This window comes from Methanosarcina sp. 1.H.A.2.2, from assembly GCF_000979975.1.
In the GTDB taxonomy this organism is placed as follows: domain Archaea; phylum Halobacteriota; class Methanosarcinia; order Methanosarcinales; family Methanosarcinaceae; genus Methanosarcina.
Window position 1 is genome coordinate 37,760 of sequence record NZ_JJQL01000007.1, and the last position, 23,484, is coordinate 61,243.

Here is a 23,484-nt window from a genome sequence, read left to right on the forward strand (position 1 = left end):
AGTAATCAAATTGACAGGAACTGAAGTTTCAGAATCTCAGGTAAAAGGAAAGTACGGGAAATTCGGAGGGCAGTACGTACCCGAAGTCCTCATGCCGGCCCTGGAAGAGCTGGAAGCGGGGTATGAGAAGTACAAAAACGACCCTGAATTCCTTGCAGAGCTTGACCATTACCTGAGGGACTTTGGGGGCAGGGAAACGCCCCTTTACTTTGCCCGGAACCTGAGCAAGAAATACGGGACAAAGGTCTATCTCAAGCGGGAAGACCTGGTGCATGGGGGCGCCCACAAGCTCAACAATGCTCTCGGACAGGCCCTGCTTGCAAAGTTCATGGGAAAGACCAGGCTGATCGCCGAAACAGGTGCCGGGCAACATGGGACTGCAACTGCCATGGTGGGAGCGACTCTCGGGTTTGAGACTATCGTCTACATGGGGGCAAAAGACGTCAAACGCCAGCAGATGAACGCATACAGGATGGAACTCATGGGGACCGAGGTAAAAGCCGTAGAGACAGGCTCAAAAACCCTCAAAGATGCAATCAACGAGGCGATGCGGGACTGGGTCACCAACATAGGAAACACCCACTACCTGATCGGTTCAGTGGTTGGCCCCCATCCCTACCCGATGATCGTAAGGGATTTCCAGAGCGTGATCGGGCGTGAAATAAAGGAGCAGGCAATGGAAAAAGAAGGCAGGCTGCCTGACTCTATCATCGCCTGTGCAGGCGGCGGGAGCAATGCCATGGGAAGTTTCCATCCCTTTGTCGAAGACAGAGAGGTCAAACTGATTGCCGTAGAAGCCGGGGGAAAAGCCCTGAAGTGTACGGAAAAAGCAGCTCTCCACTCAGCTTCTCTCTGTGCCGGAGAAGAAGGGATCCTGCACGGGGCCCGGACAAAGGTGCTGCAGGACAAAAACGGGCAGATCCTTGAGTCCGAATCCATATCAGCAGGACTTGACTACTCAGGAGTAGGTCCGGAACTGGCTTACCTTTCGGAGAGCGGCAGGGTTACAGCCCGCTATGTCACAGATGATGAAGCGCTTGAAGCTTTCCACGAACTGAGCCGGCTCGAAGGAATCATTCCTGCCCTTGAATCCTCACATGCCCTTGCCTACCTTAAAAAAGCTGCCGAATCCGGGGAACTTGGAGAGTTTGTGGTTGTAAACCTTTCTGGAAGAGGGGACAAGGACCTGGAAACTGTCCTGAGCCTGAAGAGAGGGATCTAAAATGGAAAGGCAAATGGAAACTGAACTTAGAAGGCAAAGTAGAAGGCAAAAAATTTCAGAAAAATTCAGCGAACTCAGGGAGAAAAAAGAAGGTGCCCTGATCGGCTATGTAATGGCAGGAGACCCCTCTGCAGAAGCAACCGCCGGGGTTGTAAAAGCCCTGGCAAACGGGGGCGCGGATATTATCGAACTCGGTTTCCCGTTTTCAGACCCCGTGGCTGACGGGCCAACCATCCAGGCAGCAGGACAGAGGGCACTTGCAGCTGGCATGGATATTGAACGTTACTTCGAGCTTGTCAGAGCCCTTGAGGTTGAAGTCCCTCTTGTGTGCATGACCTATTACAATCCGGTGTTCAGGTACGGAGTGGTAAAATTCGTAGCCCATGCCGCAGAAGCAGGAATAAGCGGACTGATCATCCCCGACATCCCGGTAGAAGAAGCAGCTGATCTGAAGAATAGCTGTGAGAAACACGGGCTTGACCTGATCTTTCTGGTTGCACCTACAACGACCGATGCAAGAATCCTGAAGATACTGCAGAGAGGCTCGGGCTTCATCTACCTGGTTTCAAGGCTTGGGGTTACGGGAACCAGGGCGGATGTTTCAGGTTCCACAAAAGAATTGCTTTCCAGGGTAAAAACCGATATTCCGAAAGCCGTGGGCTTTGGGATCTCAACCGGAAAGCAGGCTGCAGAAGTCAGAAAAGCTGGAGCAGACGCTGTAATTGTCGGCTCGGCTTTTGTCAGGATCATCGAAGAAGGAAATGATGTAAACGAAAAGCTGGAAGCCCTCGTGAGGGAACTCAAATCCGGCATACTTGAAGCAAATTGAAACAGGAATTTCAGAGGGGGCAGAAGAATGCAGGGAATGAAAGTATATATTAAAAAATTGGAAGAAGGCTGCGACCTGAGTTCAGAAGAAGCCGAAGCCGCACTGGGCGAGATTCTGAGCACAGCAGGGGATGAGGAGATAGGGAAATTTCTGCTCGCCCTCAAGGCAAAAGGGGAAAAACCCGAAGAAATCACAGGCTTTGTAAAGGGAATGAAGAAAGTCGCCAATATGATCCGGCCGGACGTTCCTTTCAGGCTTGTGGACGTCGTCGGGACAGGAGGAGACGGGCTTAACACCATCAATGTCTCAACAGCAGCTGCAATTGTGACTGCAGCAGTCGGAGTCCCTGTAGCCAAACACGGAAACAGGGCTGCCACCTCAATGTCCGGAAGTTCGGATGTGCTTGAAGCCCTCGGGATCAAAGTGGATCTTGCCCCGGAACTTGTCAGGAAGACTATAGAAGAGATAGGCATAGGGTTCATGTTTGCCCCGGTTTTCCACCCTGCCATGAAGCGGGTTGCAGGGGTCAGGAAAAAGCTTGGAGTAAGGACGGTTTTCAATATCCTTGGACCCCTGACCAATCCGGCAGGAGCGAAAGGGCAGGTCGTAGGAGTTTTTGATAAAAGCCTCTGTGAGCCGATAGCTTATGCTCTTGCTGAGCTCGGGGCCGAACACGCTCTTGTGGTGAACGGAGACGGGATGGATGAGATCTCAAACGTGGGCGAGACCTACGTTGCCGAATTAAAGGACGGAAAAGTTTCCACATACACTCTGACTCCTGAAGCTCTCGGCATGCTGCGGGCAAAGCCCGATGAAATCAAAGGCGGTTCCCCGAAAGAAAATGCCCGTGACCTCCTCTGCATTTTTAAGGGACAGAAAGGGCCCAAGAGGGACCTTGTTATCCTGAACGCAGCCGCAGCCCTGTATGTGAGCGGGATAGTGGGCTCAATCCGGCAGGCAATCCCCATTGCCGAAGATGCGATTGACAGCGGGAAAGTAATGGTCAAGTTCAACCAGTTCCGGAATTTCACTGCCGAAATTTCCAGGCAGGGCAAAAAAGAGGGATCTAGCTCGGGAAAAGCGCTTCTTGCCTCTTCCGACACGTCTGTGTTAAGCCCGGCTTCCGGGGAAAGGGCATGAAAACAAGTCCGAAAACCCGGGTAAAAATCTGCGGGATCCGCAGTCCTGAAGATATGGAACTTGCAGCCCTTTACGGAGCTGATGCCGTGGGTTTTATCACGGAAGTCCCTGTGGAAAGCCCGAGGAAACTCGATTCGGACACCGCTGCTGCCCTTATATCAAAAGTCCCGAAATTCCTTGATTCGGTAATGGTCATAATGCCTGAAAATTCCACCTGCGCCCTGGAACTTATCGATAAAGTAAGGCCGGACATAGTGCAGATCCACTCCAGTCTGCCCCTTCTCGAACTTGAAGTCATAAGGGAAAAAGCAGACATCCCCATCATAAAAACCCTTTCTGTGCCTGCCGGGCGGGGAGCTTCTAAACTCCAGGACCTTGTAAAGCGACTTCTTGAAGAGGTCCGCGAGCTGGAAGAAAGCGGAGCTGTTGACAGCGTGCTTCTGGACTCAGGGGTTGCCGGAAAAGCTGGCGGTACAGGCTTTGTTCATGACTGGGACCTGAGCCGGAGAATTGCAGAAGAAACAGAACTTCCCCTGATCCTTGCCGGCGGGCTCAAACCCGAAAACGTGCAGGAAGCTATCAGGGCAGTTTCTCCCTATGCTGTGGACACGGCTTCAGGGGTAGAGACCTGCGGAAAAAAAGATGCTGTGAAAATCAGGAAGTTTATTGAAGAAGTGAGGTGTACCGATGCTTTCCTTTGACCTTGGAAAAGATGAATTTCTGGAACTTGTCTCCGGGCTCGAAAGGCCGGGCCTGGTCCAGCTCTTTGCAAAAGTTGAGGCTGGATGTTCCCCTGCCTGCTCTCCCCTCGAACTTTACGGGGCCCTGCGGGTTTCAGGGACAACAGGCTACTCCTACCTGCTGGAGTCCGTTGAAAAACAGGAAAGCAGGGCAAGATACTCCTTTGTTGGAAACGACCCCGATGCCGTGCTGAAAATAAGTGACCGAAAAATTTCCCTTGAGCTCCTTAACCCAAAAGCTTCTCCTCTCTTTGAAGCGATCTGCGCAAAGATGGAGGAAGTCTGCGGACCGGAAACCGCAGAGAATAAAGAAGCGAAGAAAAATGAAGGTCCGGAAAAGTTTACAGCTGCAATTCCAGAGGGAAAAGATGTTTTCGATGCCCTTCGCCTGGCTTTTCCTCCGGCAAACGGGATAGAACTTTTTAATTCCAGACGTTTTGAGAGGCAGACCTTCCTGGGAGGGGCTATCGGCTATACAGCGTACGATGCAATCTATGACAGCTGGCTTGGGGTCGAGAAAGGCTTTGAGTCCGACATCCCCGAACTTCAGTACCTGCTCGTTTCAAAAAGTTTTGTCTTCGACCACCTGACTGAAGAGGTCTACATAGTTGTCACCCCCTTCGTAAGCCCGGGGTCGGATGCAGGAAAAGTGTACGAAGAAGCGCTTTCAGAGGCAGAAAGGCTCTGCTCCAGAATTAAGGGAGCTCACCTGCCGGAAGATATAGCAAAAGCATCAACCGAAAAAGCAATTGTTTCAGGAGCAAAAGTTTCGAGCCCATCGACGGCATCAGGTCCACGCGTACAGGTCTGTAGCGTTGACCAGGCGGGATTTGAGGAGTCCGTACTCCAGGCGAAAGAACATATTTTTGCAGGGGATATTTTCCAGGTAGTCCTTTCCAGGGAATGCGAGTTCGAACTGGAGCAGTCTTCGTTTGAGCTTTACATGCAGCTCCGGGCAATCAACCCCAGCCCTTACATGTATATCTTTGAGTTTGGAGACCTTGCAATTGTAGGGGCAAGCCCTGAGACCCTGCTGACCGTACACAAAAGCACTGTTATAATAAACCCCATTGCAGGCACCTGCCCGAGGGGAAAGTCCGAAGCTGAAGATGAAGCTCTGGCTTCACACATGCTCAACGACGAGAAGGAAAGAGCAGAACATGTAATGCTTGTTGACCTCGGACGAAACGATGTCCGGATGGTTTCGGAAAGCGGCTCGGTAAAGGTTTCCGACTTCATGAAAGTCCTGAAGTATTCCCATGTCCAGCACATAGAAAGTACGGTTTCGGGAACCCTGAGGCCCGAATGCGACCAGTTCGACGCTTTCAGGGCAGTATTTCCGGCAGGGACGCTTTCAGGGGCTCCGAAAATCCGCGCAATGGAGATTATTTCCGAACTTGAAACAACTCCAAGAGGAATCTACGGTGGTGGGGTTGGGTACTATAGCTGGAACGGGGATGCTGATTTTGCAATTGTTATCCGGACCGTGCTTGTACAGGGCAAAAAGGCTTCAGTGCAGGCAGGAGCAGGCATTGTTGCCGATTCCGATCCCGCATATGAGTTCAGGGAGACTGAGCGAAAGATGGCAGCAATGCTTGCGGCTATCGGCGGAGAACTCTGAGATGAAATATATGAAAATTTGAGATATATGAAAATTTGAGATATATGAAAATTTGAGATGAGATATATGGAAATACATTTAATGAGGGAGATTTCAGGGCAGGGAAATTCAGGGAAAAGAACTCCTGGAAGTAAAAATCCGGGAGAAAAAGCTTCAGGAGGTGTTTTCAGGTGAAGATTGTTTTCATTAACAACAAGGACTCCTTTGTGTGGAACCTGGTAGACTACATTTCGTATTTTGAAAAAGATACCCTGGTCCTTCCCAACACAGTAACCTTAGAAGAACTTCGAGAAATAAAGCCTGATGCCCTGGTAATTTCTCCCGGACCCGGAAACCCTTCGGACCCGAAGGATATAGGAAACTGCCTGGAGATCATCAGGGAAATGGGCAGGGAAATCCCTCTTCTGGGAGTTTGTCTGGGGCACCAGGCAATCAATGTAGCCTTTGGGGGACCTGTCAGGAGAAGTAAAGTGGGACCGGTACACGGAAAAAGTTCAAGGGTCCTGCATACGGAATCGGCGCTCTTTACACCACTTAAAGAGCAATTTGAAGCAGGCCGCTACCATTCACTTGAGATCGAGAAACCGGCTCCCGGAATAAAGGTTACTGCACGAGCAGAAGACGGGACCATCATGGCAGTCGAACACGCAGAATATCCTATCTACGGCCTGCAATTCCACCCTGAGTCCGTGCTTACTCCTGAAGGGTTGAAAATAATAGAAAGATTTCTGGAAATTTCAAGGAACTTTAAAAAAAGACAGCAGGCTGTTTAAAACAGCCCTAAATTTTTCTGTCGGACTTGTATTTATTTAGCTGATAATTCTGTTAGCTGATAATTCTGTTAGCTAATAACTTTGCTAACCCACTGGTAGTCTAACCCACGTAGTTATTATTTTTCCTTTTCAGAAGCTCCGGCTTCAGGTTCTTCTGCCTCGCCTTCACTTTCTTCTTCCTCAGCTTCTTCTTCGAAAAATTCATCTTCTGTGAATTCCTCATTGGGCCTGCCTTCGTAACCTGCGGGCTGAAGGTTCTGAAGTTCTGCGAATTCACCTACTGTCTGGGCGATAAGCTGAGGATACTTTTCGATCTGTTCCCTTGTAACGAACTTCCCTTCCTCCGAGGCCTTTATAATTCCTTCTCTTGCAGTTTTTGCCATATTGCTGAGGTCTTCGAGCTGCTGCCTGTCTGCCAGGTAACTCATCTCCTCAAGTACCAGGGTAGTCCAGAGGGTTACAACTTCCATTCTCTTTGCAACGGCTCCTGATCCTATAGCCTCGAGTGCCTCCACTGCATTTTTTGCAGGTTCAAGCATCTGAAACTGCACTGCCCCTTTCCCTATCTCCTGCACAGCTTTTGAAAAAGACCACATGGCATTTGAAAGGTTTTTCTCAAGCGCAGGTTCTGCAAGGCTTTTAAGGACCTGTATCGTATTAGCTGCAACGGTATCAAGCTTCTTCTGGACGGCTTTATTACCTATATTCCGAAGTGAGATTATAGCCCTTTTTAAATCTGTCTCCAGGTTTGCCATTATCAGCTCTTCGCTGAATTCCCGAAGGTACTCAATATACTGGAGCGCGTCATATTCGTTTTGTTCCCTTACAGCTTTTTCTCCAGATTCTCCAAGTTCAATAGCTTTTTGTTCGTTCAGTGAGAACATGTTTAAACCCCTTTCCAGTCAAATCCTGTTATAAATACCGGTTTTAATAATTAAATTATTTATATCGGTATACTCTGATATTAGTCTTCCTATATTTTTGGAAATTTATAGAGAGTTTTCAGGCATTTATGATAAAAAGAGATGTATGTAACCCTGAAAATCAAGTAAATAACTTTTTGAAGCCTCAATGAAACATAATCCAAAGCTTAGGTTGTTCCCTCGTCAAGTGGAAGGCCGGCTTCAGCTCTGCAAAGCGCAGGACAAAAGACATGAGGTGCCTTTACGGATATTCCGAATTAGATTGGCCGACTAATAAAAGACCGAATATTTATTTAAAAGTGAGGTAATAACTTTATTTTGTATATAAATGATTTTATAGGGTCATGGGTTTTTATATATGGTTTATCTATTCGGTTCTCTAAAAAGGTATCGGACTAATTAATCCAAACAGTCTAACATTATTATTAAAGGAAAAGAGTTAAATACATTTCTTGCATAATATATATCATACGAATAAAAAACTCATCCGGGGTTCTGAAATATTTCCCCTTGTGAGTAAAAACAACACAACCTCCATGGCAGGGGAAAGGGTTCAACTCCTTACCTTTCCCCTCTCAGACTAAATTATTTTTGTATGGGTATCTGAAGAATAATATTGGATTGGCATTAAAAACGGAAGGAGTATCCTCTGGATTTAGTCCGGGTTTAAAAACGAATAAAGAGTTGCTTTTACAGCATCTAGACAAGATCTTTTAGAGTAAATTAAAAATCTTCCATCAGGGCTGCGGCATTTATTGCAGCTTTTTCAAGACCCGCATCTGCAGCGCATCTTCCAATATCCCTGATTAAAGAAAAAAAATCTTCATTGAAGGTTTCAAATTCATTTTCCGAGCCTATGCAAGAATTATGGAGTTCCTTTAAACAAAACTGGCTTTTTATAGCTTCCTTTTCCATTCCCTGCCTGACCGCCTCTTTTCCGACTTCTTTAAGGGAGATAGCTATCAGCCGAAGAGAAAAAATCGTTTCCATATCAGCTGTTTTTTCCCCCAGAGCTTTTAGAGCAAGAGCAGTCTCCAGCACTGCTTCATTAGCCCCGTTTCTTGCTGCTTCCTGCCCGATCAGCCCGAGGGAAGCTGCCGCGTTAAGAACGCCATCTGTCATATTTTCCTCAGCCGCAGCCATCCCCAGGGATTTTATGCACGCGATTGTCTCGCCTGTTACCCCCTGCGAGAGCCGACCTGAAAAAAATCTCATCCCAAGCTCACCCAGTTCATCTATTACCCTGAAAAGCCGAGCCTCTTCTCGAGCCCTAACCGCCTCAAGCCCAGGCTCAAGCAGAAGGATTTCTTCTGTTAAAAGCAAATTTAGCCTCCAGTTTCAAGCCGTTATTATAATTTATGAACCCACAGGTTATTACTGTTTCGTATTTTACTGGTATATATTCATTAAATTAAAAGCCGGACTGCAAAAACAGGAATTGGAATAAAAATCTTGTTTAATAATATTTGATTTGAAATGATATGAACTCATAAAGGGAATACAAAATAAGTTAAAAAAAGAAATGAAATGAAAATAAATGAAAAGAAAAGAAATTAAATGAAAAGAAAAGAAAAGAAAAGAAAAGAAAAAAAGAAAAAAAAGAAAATATAAAAAGTGGTATTTAAGGGGCTCTTCCTAATTATAGGCTTGAATAAACCTTTTTCTGCAGCTCCTTTATCTCCTGAAGTTTCCCGGTGTTTTCACCGGTTTCCGTGACTCCTGGGAATTTAAAGCTGTCAAGAGCCATTTCCGTAACAATAGGAGAATTGGTCAGGACTTTTTCTTCAGCCTGTACTTTTAAGGTTTCAAGCGCCCACTGGCTCTGGAGTGCAGCCTCATGAAGCTTGTTCTTCAAAGAAAGCTTTCCTGTATCTTCAATCGAAAGGGCTACTGAACTCAGCGCCTTGTCAAAGTATTTTTCTGCAGCAAGCTTACCTATTTCCTCAAGCAGCAGAAGGGCGCTGATAGTTTCGTCCTCAAGGCTTTCTGAGGCTACCTTTTTTCCGACCTCTCCAAGACAGGTTATTGCGTTAAGCAAAGCGTCTTCCATACCCTGCACTGCAGCAGCAGACCCGATATCTCTTAAGAGCAGGGAAAAAGCAACAATTTCTTCCTGATCTTTCTTCTCAGGAGAGGAAAGGTTCCAGATTTCCATCATGGTAGTAGCAGCTACCTTTGAACCTGCTTCAAGCGAATTTGAAGCTGCCGTTCTCCCCAGCTTTCCTGTTTCTACCATTGTCCTGTTCAGAACGGTTCCGTATCCTTTTTTTGCTGCCATTCTTGCCAGTTTCCCGAGGGCAAGGATTGAGTTGATCGTAACAAGTTCCATTCCTTCCTGTACAGCTGCCTGTGCGATATCCGAAATTGAGAGAATAACCCTCCCGGCATCTGCCTCTTCATTTTCAGAGAGGAAATCTTCTGCAATCCCTGTAAGAGAATCCAGGGCCTGGAAAACTTTGTTCTCATTTTTTTCCTCAACTGAAGATAAACCTACGTCGACTGCCTCTGCCTCGTTTAATGTGATCATTATTTTTGCCCCTCTTTATAAGTCTATATTATTACAAGCTTCAAGCGTATTCAAGCTTCAAGCCCGTTTTCCTGCATATTCATATAGTCATTGTTATACATTTTATGCCAGAATGTTAGTTTAAGATCATTACACAGCATAAAATAATTCAGTTTGTAAACTTAATATTCAGGATGATATTGCCTGGCTTACTCTATGAAATTAGGAGATTATTAGTGTTGCTATTTTGTAACGGAGATACTTCTTTATTAGACTCCCGAGGTTTGAGGCTGTCGGTGACCTGAGCAGCAGCTTTTCATAGAGAATTAATAAAAACCGCCTTTAAAGTTTCAGGAAAACCGGTATGTCGCGTAAAAAAGTGAAAAAATTTAAGTTAAGGGTTGGAAACCCGGCCTTTTCAGTCAAACTCACTCATTCAAAGGATTCGGCTTCGTGTAGGTACTCAGAACCATTAAAAGTTTCAATAGAAAGTTTTGCTACAAGCATATAACTTACCAGAAACTTTTCTTTTGGCTCAAGCATTATCGTTCCAAGTGCATCAGCAGCCTTTATAATAATATTTTCAAAATTTCTGAAATCGGTATTAATAAACTGGGGTTCAGAAGAAACAGGCATATGCTGGAGAGAATAGATATCTCCCCTGTGTTCCATAAGGAAGCCCAGAGTACCCTGAAGTTCATCAGAGAAGAATGGCTCATCCCTGGCCAGAGGGAGAGACTGAAGTATGCCTGATGCAGGAGAAAGAAGGCCTCCGTTCTCCGGAACCCTGGATATCTTTTGCCTGGATGTTTCTTTTCCTATATCTCCTATCGCAAGAGAAGATACGAGAGATTCTCTTTTCATCTGGTGAAGGGACGCGGAGCTTGCAATCTCTCCGAGGTAAGCAACTGCGATCCTGACTGCCGCTTCCATTTCCTGTCCAACTGCGGACTTTCCTACTGCATGGAGAGAGTAAATTATACTGAAACCCGTATCGGACATTTTCTGTTCTCTTGCGGCCTCAGCCATCCTCCCCAGGGAAATGAGGGAAATTAAAACCCCAAGTTCCATTTTTTGAAGGGCAGCTGCATTTCCAATGTCTCTTATGCTGATTATGGCCCTTTTCGCATCGGGCTCAAGCCCTTTATTTATGTATTTCGTTCCCTGCTCTGTTAAAAAATCTATGGATCTCAGTACACCCAGTTCATCATTATCCTTAACCGAGCTTAAGCCAAGGTCTATTGCTCTGGCTTCGTTTAAAATAGACATTTGGATTACCCCAATTTTCTTATATCCGGAAAAACATCTCAATATCAGACAGTCTTGCCGGCATTCAGGCCTCTTCTATATAGAAGCAGATGATGCGTAGTTCAAGATGATACTTAGTTCAGGTACTCATTGAGTTTTTGCCCGGACTGTTCCTTTAAAGGATTCGAAAAAAATTCCTCAATCAATATCAGGAAACTTTCTCTTTCTTCTCAAATTTTTGTTCAGTTTTTCTTCCAGCTTTTCGAGACCTAAATCATCAAAATGCATGAGAGCTACTTCGGCTATAATAGATGCACTCACAAGATAGCGGTCCTGGGCATCAAACTTGATGGTTTCAAGAGAATAAGCTGCCTGAAGTAGTACCCTTTCAAGTCCCTGCCTGTCGGCAGTCCTCCCAATATCCCCGAGTAAACGCACACTTGTGTCAGCAGTTTCTTTAAGGTTTTTTTCAATTGCCCCGGTCCCTATTTCCTGCAACAGAAGTTCGGCGTTTAATGCTGCATCTTCGAAGTTCTGGCTTGCCGCAATTTTCCCCGTTTCCCCAAGTAAAGCCACTGTGCAATTTGCGGCATCCCCCAGGCTTTGATTTGTTACACTTTTTCCAATTTCCCCTAGAGCGAAAATGACTGCTATTGTTTCTTTTCGGGTTCTTGTGAAGGCTGCAGTATTTCCCATTTCTCCAAGGCAGGAAGCTGCAATCTTTGCGGGAACCTCCATTTTCTGTCCCCCTGCCGTCTTTCCGATTTCACCAATAGCAAGAGCTATATTGACAACGGCATTTTCCATCCCTTGCCTGCAAGCCTCTTTTGCAACAGGGGAATAAAGAAGAAGGGCATTTGTAACAACCATTTCTAATCCAGCGAGAGCTGACGCTATTCCGATCTCTTTTATACGTTTGATTAATCTTTTAGTATCACTTTCCAGTCCTTCTTTTGCATATTTTACTGCAAGTTCTGACAGGTAGTAAAGGACCTCAACTATACTGGCTTCGTTTTTTTCATCTACCGAAGTCATCCCTATCTCTAACGCCTCGTCTTCATCAAGCGGTAGAATCCTTCATACCCCCAGATTAGCTCTTAATTAAGTATGGATACGTGAGGATATTAGCTTTGTTATGAAAGAGAGAAGAAAAGTAATCTGAAGAATTCTACCTCTTTTTCTTAAATGGAAAGAAGAAAATTGTTTGATCCTGTCTGGTATCCCCGAGATATATATAAAAAAGGGCAAATCCTCCTTATAAAAAACTTATATATAGTATTATACGGTAATAATATTCCGGTTGCTCGCGAGTAAATAAAAACCACATTTCACACACACGAGAATCGAAACGATTACTTTAGAAGGATAGGTTTAATCCCTTCTTCCTGTCCGTTCCTAACGTTGGCTCGTGAGCAATTACCCTTTCCATCTTTTCTTTTAAAGCTTGACGATTTAAACTGCGTTTATTTTTGATCCTGTTATTTTCTTTCTCTCCATTCATCTATACTGAATTTCACGGTACTCAGGATAGGTATTTTAAAAATAGAAGACAATATTACAACAGGGTAAGAAGACGTTTTTGGAACAGAGGGGGAACTATATGGAGGAAGCAACGCATATTCCATCAATTGTTGAACAGGAACAAATGGTCACATTAATGTGTATCTGCCCTGATTGTCCTTCGTGGATTGAATGTGGGGAAAAAGGCGGATTTTGCTTTGAGACAATAGAGAAAAGCAGATGTATAAACGAAGAAAAGGGATGTATATGCCCAAGCTGTCCTGTAGCAAACAGTATGGGGTTAGAATACATGTATTACTGTACCAGGGGTTCTGAAAAAGAACATACTAAAAACTTCCGCTCTGGAACTTGAGACCGTTAATCCGCAAAAGAAATAGTAGATTGGTTTTTCTGTAGAAAAGATTGGTTTGGAACGGTTGATTCTGTAGAAAAGATTGGTTTGGGATAAATGACTGGTCCGTTAAAAAAATCGATCCGGGAATAGAGCTCCCGGGCCTGAATTTCCTGGTGATCAAGTACTTAAACTTTCGGCTTAGAATACAAGCCCGAGGTCTTCGAGCCTTTTTCTTGCTCCGTCATAGATCTGCATGTATTCTTCTGTTGGAGTAATGGTCTTTACGTCGTAGCATTCCTGGAAGGTCTTTCCTGCCGGGGCGCTTGCGTAGTTCTTCTCGTAGAGGGGCACGAGTTTGCTGATGATCTTGTTGACCTCGGAGATTTCCATTCCCGCGGTTGCCCTTGCTACTTCTCCCATCATCCTGGCTTCCATACCTGTGGTCTTGTCGGTTACGACACCTTTTGCGGCTGCGACACCTGAGAGAATTTCGCGGCCAGATGCGGTGTCAGTCATGGACTGAGCAGAGGCTTCGAGGAGGCACATCTCGGTACATGGTCCTGCGCAGGGGTAGTACTGGTTCCCGGAGAGGATGTCTGTGAACTCGGAGATTGTTGCGCATGCCCAACCTGCGATTGTGAGGGTTTCCCTTGTGTTGGTGGATCCCCAGCGGATGTGGACAGGCCCGTCAAGGTGCCAGCTTGCGCTGCTCATGACGATGGCGTTGAGGTGAGTTGCAATGTCCACGATGGTGGTCTCTTCGATGCCGCCTGCGTATCCTCCGAAGATTGGCATCTGTTCGTCCATGATGATGTCGCTGTTGCCTTTGTAGTGGGCGATAACTGCGATTGCATCGAGGTCGATCTTGAGCTCGTTGAGCTGGGAGACTTCGTGGCTGTCTGAGGCGATCTGGCCGCCATAGCAGTCAGATGCAATGTTTCCCTGAGCGGACAGGGAAGTCTCTGGGCCCTATATGCCCATGCCGGGTCTGCCGGCCATTGCTGCTGCCTGTTTGATGAGCCTGGTTTCTGTCTTTGCTGCCAGGACTTCATAGGGGCTGCCAGGTATAGGGGACTTTCCGCGGACCGAGGTCATAACACCGTCTACAATGGTGTCTACTTCCTTTTCCAGGGCGTAGCTCATGTGGACAGGCATGAAGACTTCTTCGGAGATCGGGGACCCGGTAGGACCACCCTGGATGATCGGCTTCTTCTTGTCACCGACACTTCTCTTGGAGACACGGACTGAGTCCCTGCCGGTTCCGAGGGTGAATTCCTTCTGGACGTTGTTGATTGCGTCCCAGATTTCGTCTTCAGTGTACTTTACGATCCTGTGGGTGTCTGTACAGTAAATACCACACTCAAGCAGCATCTCAAATCCTGCCTGGAAGAGTTTTCCCATCATGTCCTTGTCTGTTGGGACAAACTCTCCTTTGAAGTCAAGCCCGTACTTCTGCTTGAGCTCCATTGTCTTCATGGGGATCTTCATAAGGTCCCAGTCGTCCTGGGTGCACTTTTCCCCTACTTTTGCCCTGTCGTAAAATTCGTAGCAATCAAATGATTTTCTGAATGTCATGTTCTTCGGCCTCTTCAGGATTATTTCATTACATCAAGTGCAACTTTTGCAGCTTCTGCAGCGTTTTCTGCGGTTGCATCCGCACCGATTTCCTCGATCCATTTCATGGATACCGGGGCTCCTCCGAACATGCACTTTACGCTGTCCCTGAGGTTTTCTTCCTTGAGCCTGTCCATGAGGTCTTTCTGGCCGAGCATGGAAGTCGTCATAAGGGCTGAGCCTACAAGGAGTACCTTTTGCCCTTTGTGTTTTGCAGCTTTTTCCACAACGGTTTCATTGAGGACATCTACTCCGAGGTCAAGGATCTCAAACCCGTTTGCTCCGAGCATGGTGGTGACAAGGCGGTGTCCGATGTCGTGAATGTCTCCTTCCGCAACAAAGGTGATTGCAAGCCCGGTTTCCTCTCCTTCCACTTTGGTTTTCTCAAGTTCGGGATTAAGGATTTCCATTGCATTGCTCATGGCTTTTCCGGACATCATGATCTGGGGCAGAAAGATCTCTGCTGCTTCAAACTTATCCCCAACGATTTTCATCCCTGGAGAAAGGCCCTTTGTGATAATGTCAATAGGCGGAATTCCTGCGTTCAGGGCTTCCTGGGTTAATTGTGCACAGCCTGCGATGTTTTGAGTTACTATCGCGTTGGTTAGCTTGTCAAAAATCTCGGTATTTGTCATCCCATCATCACTTCTTTCTGTTTCATTGTTTTTCGTCCGGTAAAGAGGTCTTTTCTTATTTCCCGGTCAACGGAATCTTTTTACCTATTTGTAATATATATAATTTTCCCTAAAAGTACGTGGGATTTCAGGAAAAAATATATCAAATGTTTGGTTGAGGACTCTTTAGAACCTGGGCAAAAAATCCGTAAAATAAAATATAGAGATATTTTGCAAAAAAAGGACAAAATTTGAATTTGATTACCTTTGCCTCAGCTGAATAAGAAAATAAACATAATGAATGCTGCAATGTTTAGCAAAAAACCAAACACGCTTACTATAAGTCCTGCCTTTGCGGTTGTGTCCTGAACCTGTTTCAGACGTGATCTGGCGAGGATGATGCCTGCAAGGGCAAAGGGTATTGCAAAGGATGTAAGGAATAGGCTCCCTATCCCAAGCCAGAATGAAAGAGAAAATATTACACTGATCAGCCCGCATGCAAGGCTCAAAGCCCCCTTATTCCCTGAAATGCTACTAATTTTGCTCCCTCCTGCCTGAAAATCATACACTATTCATTTAGTAAATCCTGAATTAATAGGAGAAAAGATCAGGTTTACGGTTTATTCTTCGATTTTCACTCCAATCCTGCCGCCCTCAAGTTTCCATTCATATCGCTTCAGTTCCAGTGAATCGTTCAGGCATTTCCCTGTTCTTACGTCAAATCTTCTGCCGTGACAGAGACATGTGAGGGTGAATTCCTCCAGCCTGCCCCTATCCATAGGGCATCGGGCGTGAGGGCAGAGGTTTGAGAACGCATGGATCTGCCCTTCTGCCTTAAGGAGAAGCACATTTCTTCCTCCTGGTTCAACGTGAAGAAGCTTTCCTTCTTTCAGGCTGCTTTCTTCAGCTGCATAAAACCAGGGGGGCTCAAAACCAGAAATCGAGCCCTTTTCAGGCACTTTTTCAGAAGGCATATTACCAATCACCAGAGACCGGAATTATGAGATTCAATTTATTCTTGATGCATTACTGCTCCGGAAGTTCTTTCCAATTCTTTTTCACATCATTAGGCTGGCTGCCCGTATAAGTTTTGCTGAAATCAGAAAAGATGAATAAAGGAAACAGAGAGGATAAAAGAGAAAGTAAAAAAGAGAATAAAAAAGAGAATAAAATAGAGAATAAAAAAGAGAATAAAATAGAGAATAAAATAGAGATTAAAAAACAAACAGAGAATTTCCGTTTTTAATTTCACTCCGGGAGCGCGGAGGCACAGCGTGAAGTCCCCTTCCTCGCCTTCATCAGAAGGCAGGCGGGGGTAGTTCACATTTAATGTTTAATGGAGATTTCCATCCTCATTGAGGATTTTTAAAAGCTCGATTATCGAGTACGATGCCCTGGTAATTCCCATGCTGCGTTTGTCCGTATCCGTGCCTGCGATGTAGAGATTTTTGATAGGAGTCCGGATCTCCGCAAATTTTCCGTCAATTGTGACTGCGGCTTTTTCGGGGATCATAATCTGTTCGTGCTGCATATCGATGTATTTTTCGATATTCGGAAGGGCACGGAAAATAGTGTCATAGGCTTTTTTGAGCTCATGCTCTTCAGTCTGCTCCTTGTCTATTACGAAGGAAAAACCTACCAGTTGCCTGTCTTTTGGGGCAAGTGAAGGGTCATAGTTGCTGATGGGCATTGCCCAATAGGCAAAGTCTTTAAACCAGATCTCAGAACCTGTATAGTTGAACTCAGGAAGCTCTTCCTTCAAGCCAAGCCAGACAGTCAAGCTTTTAGTGTGCACGATTCCTTTAAGTTCTTCGTTATAAGCCGGTGGCAGGTCCTTTACAAGCCCTGGGAGCTCGGTTGCAAAGCCTGTATAGATAACAAGATCGGCTGAATAGATTTCATCAGCCTCCACGCCCGAGATCTTTCCATTCTGCACCAGGATGCTTTTTACTTCACACTCCTTTTTTATGTCGACTGTTTCCGGAAGAGAGTACAGGATGGCATTCAGCAGGGCTTTCAAACCTTTTCTCGGATATCCCTGGGAATAATTTACCTTGTTTGTAGCAAGTCTTTCAAGGGATGTGAAGGGGCGGGCAACTCTGTCCATGCGGGCTTGCAGGGAAGCATGGAGATGGTATGGAAGGATCGAAGAGAGAATAGACTCCGTGGACTGGCGTTTTTTCGGCTCGATCTTTCCGACCATGGCATCAAACTGCTCCTGTGTAATGCTGTCCCGGACAAAACTGCTGCCGGAAAGAATCCGCTGGGCAGAGGTCTCTTTCATTGACTTGCCAGAAAGAAAACCTGAGATCGTATCCACAAAGTCGTAGGTGTCTTTGCAAAGATTTTTTGGAAGGAATTCATAAACTGACTGGTCCGAGAGGTCCACTCCGAAAGATGAAAGGGTAAGGGCTTTCGTAAGGGCCTGTGAAAGGACAAGCCTGTCCTTTCTCGGAAGCACATCAAAAGTAACGAAGTCCTTCAGATTCGAAGGTACTTTGGTAAAAGAATTTTCAGTCCTGACGTAGTAGTGCCCGTAGTCCTCAAATACAGGCAGGAAATCAAAATAATTATCAATCAGCCTCGGAAGGGGGCCTTCAATCAGATGGGTTATTGCATGTGCTCCTGTATCCACCTGATACCCGTCTACCATGTAGCTGTTACAGTTTCCCCCAAGATACCGTTCTTTCTCAAGAACAAGGACCTTCTTTCCATGCTTGGAAAGCGTCAGCGCAGCCAGAAGCCCGCTTACGCCAGCCCCGACAACAATTACATCATATTTTGTCATTCCCTAAACTACCTCTATTTTTTCCAGCGAATCAAGTTTTCAGTTAAGAGCTTCACGCATCTTATAATCTTAAACTCACAACAGGACATCATATGTGTTGAACATATCTTAACAAAAGTTATTTTCTGAAACTTAATGAAGTACTTTAAACATGAAATACATTTGGAATTACTTTATATGTAATTTATGATCTAACAAAGTTATCTTTAATTTCCTCTTTCTATCTGTAGAGTAGTATAGAGAAAAAAATAGTATTTATAATTAATAGTCCGCACGAGAGCGATTATTAATAAACGTTCTTGTTTTTTGGTAGTCCATCATTACGTGGTTGATGTTTTCATAATTAAGTTTTCAGTGTAACGAATGCTTACGTTTTCATGCACCGCATGCTAACGTTTTCAGTGTAAAGACTGCTTACGTATTCATGTACCGAATCCGTGCTCTAGCCTCACTGAAGTGCGGAACAAAAGTCTGAGAAATGGCATTAAGAGTATTTTGGGAATAACATCAACCAAATACTAGAGAACTACCAAGAGCTTCAAGATGTAATTAATTCCTGAGAAAAAAATAATTTTGCATAGGGGATATCGGGGGAATATCAGTATATAATATATGAGGCAGATTTCCGAAAAATAAGGTGTGTAAAAGATCTCGGGAAAACAAAAATATCCTAAAATCCTTTTGAAAAATACATTGAATCGACCCTAAAAGCTCCTTCTTTTCGACCACTTCTTCAGCAGAAGCTTTCCAGGAACTCGATCCGCAGGGATAATTATACAGGAAAATCAAATACGTACTTTCAGGCTGAGGCCCCAAAAAATATCAGGCCATCTCGTTTCTCGTTGTCGGTTTCAGGGCAGGCCGGAAATCGTCGTGAAAACACCATGAGGAGTTAGTGTTATAACAAAAACATGGCGATTATCAAAATTAACAGAAACAGTAAACCATATGTGCCAACTATCAGAATGTTCTGCTGCATAGGGAACCTCCAGATAAATATGTGTAAAATATCTCCGATAGTTAATTTATAATTATAAAAAACCAGAATTTACATTAATATTTATGTAAAATGAGGATAAATAGCTTTCTATTTATGCTCAGGGACAAACTTTTTTACACATTCTTTGTACCGCCGGAGAAAAGATAAACGTAATTTTACTATTCCGGGATCAAAGGCTTCCTGCCCTGATAAGAGCTAGATTATATAAACTGAAGGAGCCTATTTTTCGTAAAAGGGAATCCAGAAAAGGGAATTCAGAGTGGGGACGCAATGGCAAAAAGGTTAAAAGTTGCAAACCCGGCCCGTTGCATAGGCTGCTATTCCTGCATGATGGCCTGCGCAAGGACCTGGTACGATACCATATCTTTGAAAAACAGCAGAATTAATATCCAGACTCGCGGCGGAATCGAAACTCCTTATGCTGCAATTGTCTGTCATGCCTGTGTTGACCCTCCGTGTATGAGGGCCTGCCCTGTTGGCGCGCTGACCAAAAGGAAAGGGGGAGGCGTCAACTTCAACAAAGAAATCTGCAACGGCTGCGGAAACTGTATCGAAGCCTGCATAGTAGGCGCAATTCATCTGGATGCGGAAAATAAAGCAGTAATCTGCAAGCACTGCGGGGTCTGCACAAAGTTCTGCCCGCATGATGTACTTGAAATGATTGAGGTCGAAGACAGCGGGGAATTAAAAGTCACGGATACGAGCCCGGTTGAGGATACGGGTCCTGAAAGCCCTACCGCATCCCATAAAGAGCTTTACGGAAAAAAAGAAACTGAGGGGAAAAAAGAAACTGAGGGGAAAAAAGAGGCTGAGGGGAAAAAAGAGACTGAGGGGGAAGAATGACAACAGAGCAGTACGCTATTCCGGGTCTTAAAAACGTACTTTACATTGACCTGACCAGTCAGAGTTATCATATTGAAGAGAGGCCGGACCTCTATGAAAAGTACCTGGGAGGCATAGGAATTGCCACGAACCTCATGCTCGAAGAATATAAAGAAGGCACAGGTCCTCTTGACCCTGAAATGCCGATAATTTTCAGCACAGGTCCTCTCTCAGGCGTGTATCCTACCTGTACCAAAACTGTCGCATTGTTCCGCTCCCCCCTTAACGGAGAACTCGGAGAGTCCTACGCCGGAGGGCACCTGGCCATGTCCATGCGTTATTCCGGGTACGAAACAATCGTTATCAAAGGCTCTTCCAGGTATCCTGTGTATGTCACTGTACACGATGATAAGGTTACTTTCAGGGACGCATCTTCCATATGGAACCTCTCTTCTGCAATTGATGTGGGGCAGGTCCTCCGCAGGGTAGAGCCCGGAGCAGGAAGGCGCAGCATTGTCAGGATCGGTCCTGCAGGAGAAAAAGGAATCACATATGCAAGTGTAAACGTTGATACTTACAGGCATTTCGGGCGCCTCGGGCTCGGGACAGTTTTCGGAGCAAAGAAACTTAAGGCGATCCTGGTTGCAGGAAACAGGGAAATTAAAAGCCCTGACCATAATGCCTACAGGAAAATGTACGGAAAACTTTACGAAACGATTGTAAAAACAGGGCTGATGGAAAAATACCACAACCTCGGCACGAGCGAAAACATCCTGGTCTTAAACGAACTTAAAGGCCTTCCAACACGGAACCTGCAGGCAACCTCCATTGAGAGTGTAGAAAATATCTCAGGGGAGAATTTTGCGGAGAAATACCTGATCCGGCGGGTGTCGTGCGCCGGCTGTCCCATAGGCTGCGTCCATGTAGCCATGCTAAAGCGCTCTTTCTCAAAAGCCCATGAATATGAAACCCTTAACATTTCCTATGACTTCGAATTAATCTATGCACTTGGCTCAAATCTTGGAGTTACAGACCCGGAAGCCGTACTTGAGTTGATTGATGCCTGCGAAAAAACAGGGGTCGATATAATCAGCATGGGAGTTGTACTCGCCTGGGCTACGGAGATGCAGCAGCGCGGAAAGATTTCCACTGAAGAGACCCTGGGGCTCAAACTTTCCTGGGGAGATAAAGCAGCGTACCTTCGGGCAATAGAGCTTGTAGTCAAGGCTCCTAACGAATTCTATGCAGCACTCGGAAAAGGTGTGGATTATGCCTCAAAAAAGTACGGAGGCGAGGAATTCGCAATCCAGCTTGGTGGGCTGGAAATTCCCGGATACCATACAGGGCTTGGAAACATCCTGGGACTTACTGTAGGCTTCCGGCACTCCCACCTGGATAATGCAGGTTATTCCGCAGACCAGAAAGCATTTAACCAGCCGATTTCGGACGAGAAAATTGTTGACTACATAATCGATGAAGAAGACCGCCGAAGTGTCCTGAACTGCATGGTTGCCTGCCTCTTTGCCAGAAATGTCTACACATACGAAAATATGGTTCAGGCCCTTAAATGTATAGGGATCGAAAAAACCGAAGAGGAACTCAAAGAACTTGGAAAGGATATCTTCAGGAAAAAGTACGAATTAAAAAAGAAATTCGGTTTCAGGTTCGAAAACTTTAGTATCCCGAAAAGGTTTTTTGAGACAATCTCTACTACAGGAAAGCTTGAAGAAGAAAGGGTCAGGAAAGCAATTGAAATGTATAGGGAAAAAAGAGGAGTATAAGTCCCCCCGAAGCTGCTACAGCCTGAAAAACCTCAACTCAATGTTAAAAACCTTATAAGTTCAAAACCCCTGAAGTTATGTTCGTTGCCGCATCTCCTGCTGTCCAGGGGCGTGTTTTCCGAACCCATTGACTGGTAGAAACCCCCATGGGTCAGGAAAAAGAGTTTTACTTCAGGAATTAGATATTTGAGCTTTCAGATGCTGTAATATCCTTATTTGACTTAACTTTGTCCTCCTTTTTTTCTTCAGGGGCTTTCTCAACTTTTATTTCGGCTGTTTCATCGGCCTTTTCTTTAACTTCTCCTCCAACCCAGCGGTCCATAACCTTGCAGGCCACAAGGTCTCCCGCTACATTCACTGCAGTCCTGGTCATGTCAAGAATTCTGTCCACTCCCATTATAAGAGCTATCCCGCTTGTAGGAATCCCGACGCTGTTGAGAATCATGGCAAGGACAATAATTCCCACCCCCGGAATCGAAGGCGTCCCTATGGAAGCTGCAACAGCCATGACCATTACGACAAGGAGCTGTAAAGGCCCGAGGTCTATCCCGAAGACTTCAGCCAGAAAGACTGTGGCTACGCCCTGATAAAGCGCAGTCCCATTCATATTTACTGTGGCTCCGAGCGGGACTACGAACTGTGAAATTGAAGACCTGACCCCCAACTTTTCTTCCGCGGTTTTGATAGATAAGGGCATAACTGCAGCCGAGCTGGAAGTAGAAAAAGCAAGGAGCATAACGTCCCGGATGGCTTTAAGGAACTCAAAGGGGTTATACCTTGCAACAACGGTGACAATAAGGATGTTCAGGCACATAAGGAGCAGCAGGCTTGCAAGCACTGTGCCCACATATACCATCATTCCGAGAAGGGCTTCGATGCCCAGTTTGATAGTAAACTTGGTAAGAAGCCCAAAAACTGCAATCGGGGCAAGAGTCATGCTCCATTTGACCACTGTCATACAGACAGCCTGCACAGAGTTCAGGAAATCGACCATCGGCGTTGACTGACTTTTATTCAGGGAAACAAGGGCCACACCTATTATGATTGCGATAATTACGACCTGCAGCATTTCTCCATTAACCATAGCCCCAAGAGGATTCGAAGGGAGGAGACTTCCGATAAGCGATGAGGGAAGAGTCAGAACCGAAGGATCGAAACTCAAACCAATGGATTCTACCTGAACTTCGCTCCCCATTGCACTCTCAATAAGGTCTCCACTTATAAACTGCCCGGGATGGATATAAAGCGCCATTCCAATACCAATAGCAGTTGCAATTGCAGTCGTTATCACAAAATAAACAGCTGTTGAAAGCCCTGTCTTTTTGAGGGCACTCATACTCTGGCTTGAAGCCACCCCAAGGATAATGGAGGCAAAAACAAGTGGGACTACAATCATCTTCAGAAGCCCGAGGAAAATATAACCCGGAAGAGCAATCCATTCCCCCACAATTTCTGCAGAAACGGGATCAACGTACCCTCCAAAAGGCCCAAGAAAAAGCCCCATAAATACTCCGAGCATCATGCTTATGAGGATCTTTAGCCAGAGCTTTTTATCAAGTAAATCACGAAGCTGATTGCTCAGGTTTTTAAGGGAATGGTTGTGCCTGAAATCTATAGGGTAATAAATACGCGTGATTCCGTCAGTGATTCCCTGGCGAAGTACTTTCGTTTCCTCTGCGATTTCATGCGTGAATTCCCTTGGGTTCGGGATGTAATGGTGGTCTTTACTTTTCATGGGGGATCACAATAAAAATCGTTAGGGACTCTAAAAGATTATTTCTTCTTTAAGAAATTTGATTCAATTGTACATTTGATTCAATTGTATATTACTTTCACATTAAATTATATAAAAGCTTAGAAAAATACCTCATAATTTCTATAGTTGAGCTGGTTCCCTAAACATAAATCTCTTAAAATATAGTTGAATAGGAATTATAAATAGGTCTAAAGAAAAGGCGCCAAAACTGGTATTATATGGCGGTTTTCATAAGACCTGTAGATCACATTG

At 45.3% G+C, this 23,484-nt stretch carries 21 protein-coding genes and 1 pseudogene; 10 read left to right on the forward strand and 12 right to left on the reverse strand.

Annotated elements, in window-relative coordinates; genetic code table 11:
• The first annotated feature begins 10 nt into the window (after positions 1 to 10).
• The 6 genes from trpB (at position 11) to EO93_RS01255 (ending at position 6,325) form a co-directional block, all read left to right on the forward strand.
• Positions 11 to 1,222: a tryptophan synthase subunit beta gene (trpB, locus tag EO93_RS01230; RefSeq protein ID WP_048160743.1), complete on the forward strand. Its 1,212-nt coding sequence runs from the start codon at positions 11 to 13 to the stop codon at positions 1,220 to 1,222.
• 13 nt (positions 1,223 to 1,235) lie between these two features.
• A complete protein-coding gene (trpA, locus tag EO93_RS01235; RefSeq protein WP_048160879.1) occupies positions 1,236 to 2,051 on the forward strand; it encodes a tryptophan synthase subunit alpha in 816 nt (271 codons plus the stop codon).
• Between the two features lie 27 nt (positions 2,052 to 2,078).
• A complete protein-coding gene (trpD, locus tag EO93_RS01240) occupies positions 2,079 to 3,191 on the forward strand; it encodes an anthranilate phosphoribosyltransferase (protein ID WP_052735354.1) in 1,113 nt (370 codons plus the stop codon).
• Complete coding sequence (locus EO93_RS01245) at positions 3,188 to 3,892, forward strand: phosphoribosylanthranilate isomerase (RefSeq protein ID WP_048160744.1); 705 nt, start codon at positions 3,188 to 3,190, stop codon at positions 3,890 to 3,892. Before trpD ends, EO93_RS01245 begins: the two co-directional genes overlap by 4 nt.
• On the forward strand, positions 3,879 to 5,552 hold the full coding sequence (gene trpE / locus EO93_RS01250; protein WP_048160745.1) for an anthranilate synthase component I: 1,674 nt from the start codon (positions 3,879 to 3,881) through the stop codon (positions 5,550 to 5,552). Before EO93_RS01245 ends, trpE begins: the two co-directional genes overlap by 14 nt.
• A gap of 170 nt (positions 5,553 to 5,722) precedes the next feature.
• A complete protein-coding gene (locus EO93_RS01255) occupies positions 5,723 to 6,325 on the forward strand; it encodes an aminodeoxychorismate/anthranilate synthase component II (protein ID WP_048133406.1) in 603 nt (200 codons plus the stop codon).
• Positions 6,326 to 6,441: 116 nt separating this feature from the next.
• Here the strand turns inward: EO93_RS01255 and EO93_RS01260 are convergent, their stop codons facing one another.
• From EO93_RS01260 to EO93_RS17135, 6 genes are all read right to left on the reverse strand, one after another.
• Positions 6,442 to 7,209 (reverse strand): hypothetical protein, encoded by a 768-nt coding sequence (locus tag EO93_RS01260; protein WP_048160746.1) that lies wholly within the window; start codon positions 7,207 to 7,209, stop codon positions 6,442 to 6,444.
• A gap of 762 nt (positions 7,210 to 7,971) precedes the next feature.
• On the reverse strand, positions 7,972 to 8,571 hold the full coding sequence (locus EO93_RS01265; protein WP_048133400.1) for a hypothetical protein: 600 nt from the start codon (positions 8,569 to 8,571) through the stop codon (positions 7,972 to 7,974).
• A 316-nt stretch (positions 8,572 to 8,887) separates the two neighbouring features.
• Complete coding sequence (locus tag EO93_RS01270) at positions 8,888 to 9,775, reverse strand: hypothetical protein (RefSeq protein WP_048160747.1); 888 nt, start codon at positions 9,773 to 9,775, stop codon at positions 8,888 to 8,890.
• 411 nt (positions 9,776 to 10,186) lie between these two features.
• Positions 10,187 to 11,023 carry a hypothetical protein gene (locus tag EO93_RS01275; protein WP_048160748.1) on the reverse strand — a complete coding sequence of 279 codons (837 nt, stop codon included), beginning with the start codon at positions 11,021 to 11,023 and terminating at the stop codon, positions 10,187 to 10,189.
• A gap of 177 nt (positions 11,024 to 11,200) precedes the next feature.
• Positions 11,201 to 12,037 (reverse strand): hypothetical protein, encoded by an 837-nt coding sequence (locus EO93_RS01280; protein WP_048133394.1) that lies wholly within the window; start codon positions 12,035 to 12,037, stop codon positions 11,201 to 11,203.
• A 322-nt stretch (positions 12,038 to 12,359) separates the two neighbouring features.
• On the reverse strand, positions 12,360 to 12,503 hold the full coding sequence (locus EO93_RS17135; RefSeq protein WP_156161196.1) for a hypothetical protein: 144 nt from the start codon (positions 12,501 to 12,503) through the stop codon (positions 12,360 to 12,362).
• 99 nt (positions 12,504 to 12,602) lie between these two features.
• Here EO93_RS17135 and EO93_RS01285 point away from each other — a divergent pair, with 99 nt between their 5' ends.
• Positions 12,603 to 12,875: a DUF2769 domain-containing protein gene (locus tag EO93_RS01285; protein WP_048160751.1), complete on the forward strand. Its 273-nt coding sequence runs from the start codon at positions 12,603 to 12,605 to the stop codon at positions 12,873 to 12,875.
• 180 nt (positions 12,876 to 13,055) lie between these two features.
• On the opposite strand, the pseudogene EO93_RS16675 reads toward EO93_RS01285, so the two are convergent.
• The 4 genes and pseudogenes from EO93_RS16675 to EO93_RS01310 all read right to left on the reverse strand — a co-directional run bounded on the left by EO93_RS16675 (position 13,056) and on the right by EO93_RS01310 (position 16,059).
• Positions 13,056 to 14,432 (reverse strand): annotated as a pseudogene (locus EO93_RS16675) (monomethylamine:corrinoid methyltransferase).
• Between the two features lie 20 nt (positions 14,433 to 14,452).
• Positions 14,453 to 15,106, reverse strand: a complete 654-nt coding sequence (locus EO93_RS01300) for a methyltransferase cognate corrinoid protein (RefSeq protein ID WP_048160756.1) — start codon at positions 15,104 to 15,106, stop codon at positions 14,453 to 14,455.
• A gap of 251 nt (positions 15,107 to 15,357) precedes the next feature.
• Complete coding sequence (locus EO93_RS17140; protein WP_048160757.1) at positions 15,358 to 15,594, reverse strand: hypothetical protein; 237 nt, start codon at positions 15,592 to 15,594, stop codon at positions 15,358 to 15,360.
• Positions 15,595 to 15,705: 111 nt separating this feature from the next.
• Positions 15,706 to 16,059, reverse strand: a complete 354-nt coding sequence (locus tag EO93_RS01310; protein ID WP_048133381.1) for a Rieske (2Fe-2S) protein — start codon at positions 16,057 to 16,059, stop codon at positions 15,706 to 15,708.
• Between the two features lie 134 nt (positions 16,060 to 16,193).
• On the opposite strand from EO93_RS01310, the gene EO93_RS17145 reads away from it, so the two are divergent.
• Positions 16,194 to 16,331 carry a hypothetical protein gene (locus EO93_RS17145; RefSeq protein WP_156161197.1) on the forward strand — a complete coding sequence of 46 codons (138 nt, stop codon included), beginning with the start codon at positions 16,194 to 16,196 and terminating at the stop codon, positions 16,329 to 16,331.
• Positions 16,332 to 16,418: 87 nt separating this feature from the next.
• Here EO93_RS17145 and EO93_RS01315 read toward each other — a convergent pair whose 3' ends face one another.
• Complete coding sequence (locus EO93_RS01315) at positions 16,419 to 17,873, reverse strand: NAD(P)/FAD-dependent oxidoreductase (RefSeq protein ID WP_048160758.1); 1,455 nt, start codon at positions 17,871 to 17,873, stop codon at positions 16,419 to 16,421.
• A gap of 1,270 nt (positions 17,874 to 19,143) precedes the next feature.
• Between EO93_RS01315 and EO93_RS01320 the strand changes: the two genes are divergently transcribed.
• Together EO93_RS01320 and EO93_RS01325 are read left to right on the forward strand one after the other, a co-directional pair.
• A complete protein-coding gene (locus EO93_RS01320) occupies positions 19,144 to 19,716 on the forward strand; it encodes a 4Fe-4S binding protein (protein WP_048160760.1) in 573 nt (190 codons plus the stop codon).
• A complete protein-coding gene (locus EO93_RS01325; protein WP_048160762.1) occupies positions 19,713 to 21,476 on the forward strand; it encodes an aldehyde ferredoxin oxidoreductase family protein in 1,764 nt (587 codons plus the stop codon). Before EO93_RS01320 ends, EO93_RS01325 begins: the two co-directional genes overlap by 4 nt.
• Before the next feature lie 178 nt (positions 21,477 to 21,654).
• On the opposite strand, the gene EO93_RS01330 is transcribed toward EO93_RS01325, so the two are convergent.
• On the reverse strand, positions 21,655 to 23,211 hold the full coding sequence (locus EO93_RS01330) for a dicarboxylate/amino acid:cation symporter (RefSeq protein WP_082105957.1): 1,557 nt from the start codon (positions 23,209 to 23,211) through the stop codon (positions 21,655 to 21,657).
• Positions 23,212 to 23,484 lie beyond the last annotated feature (273 nt).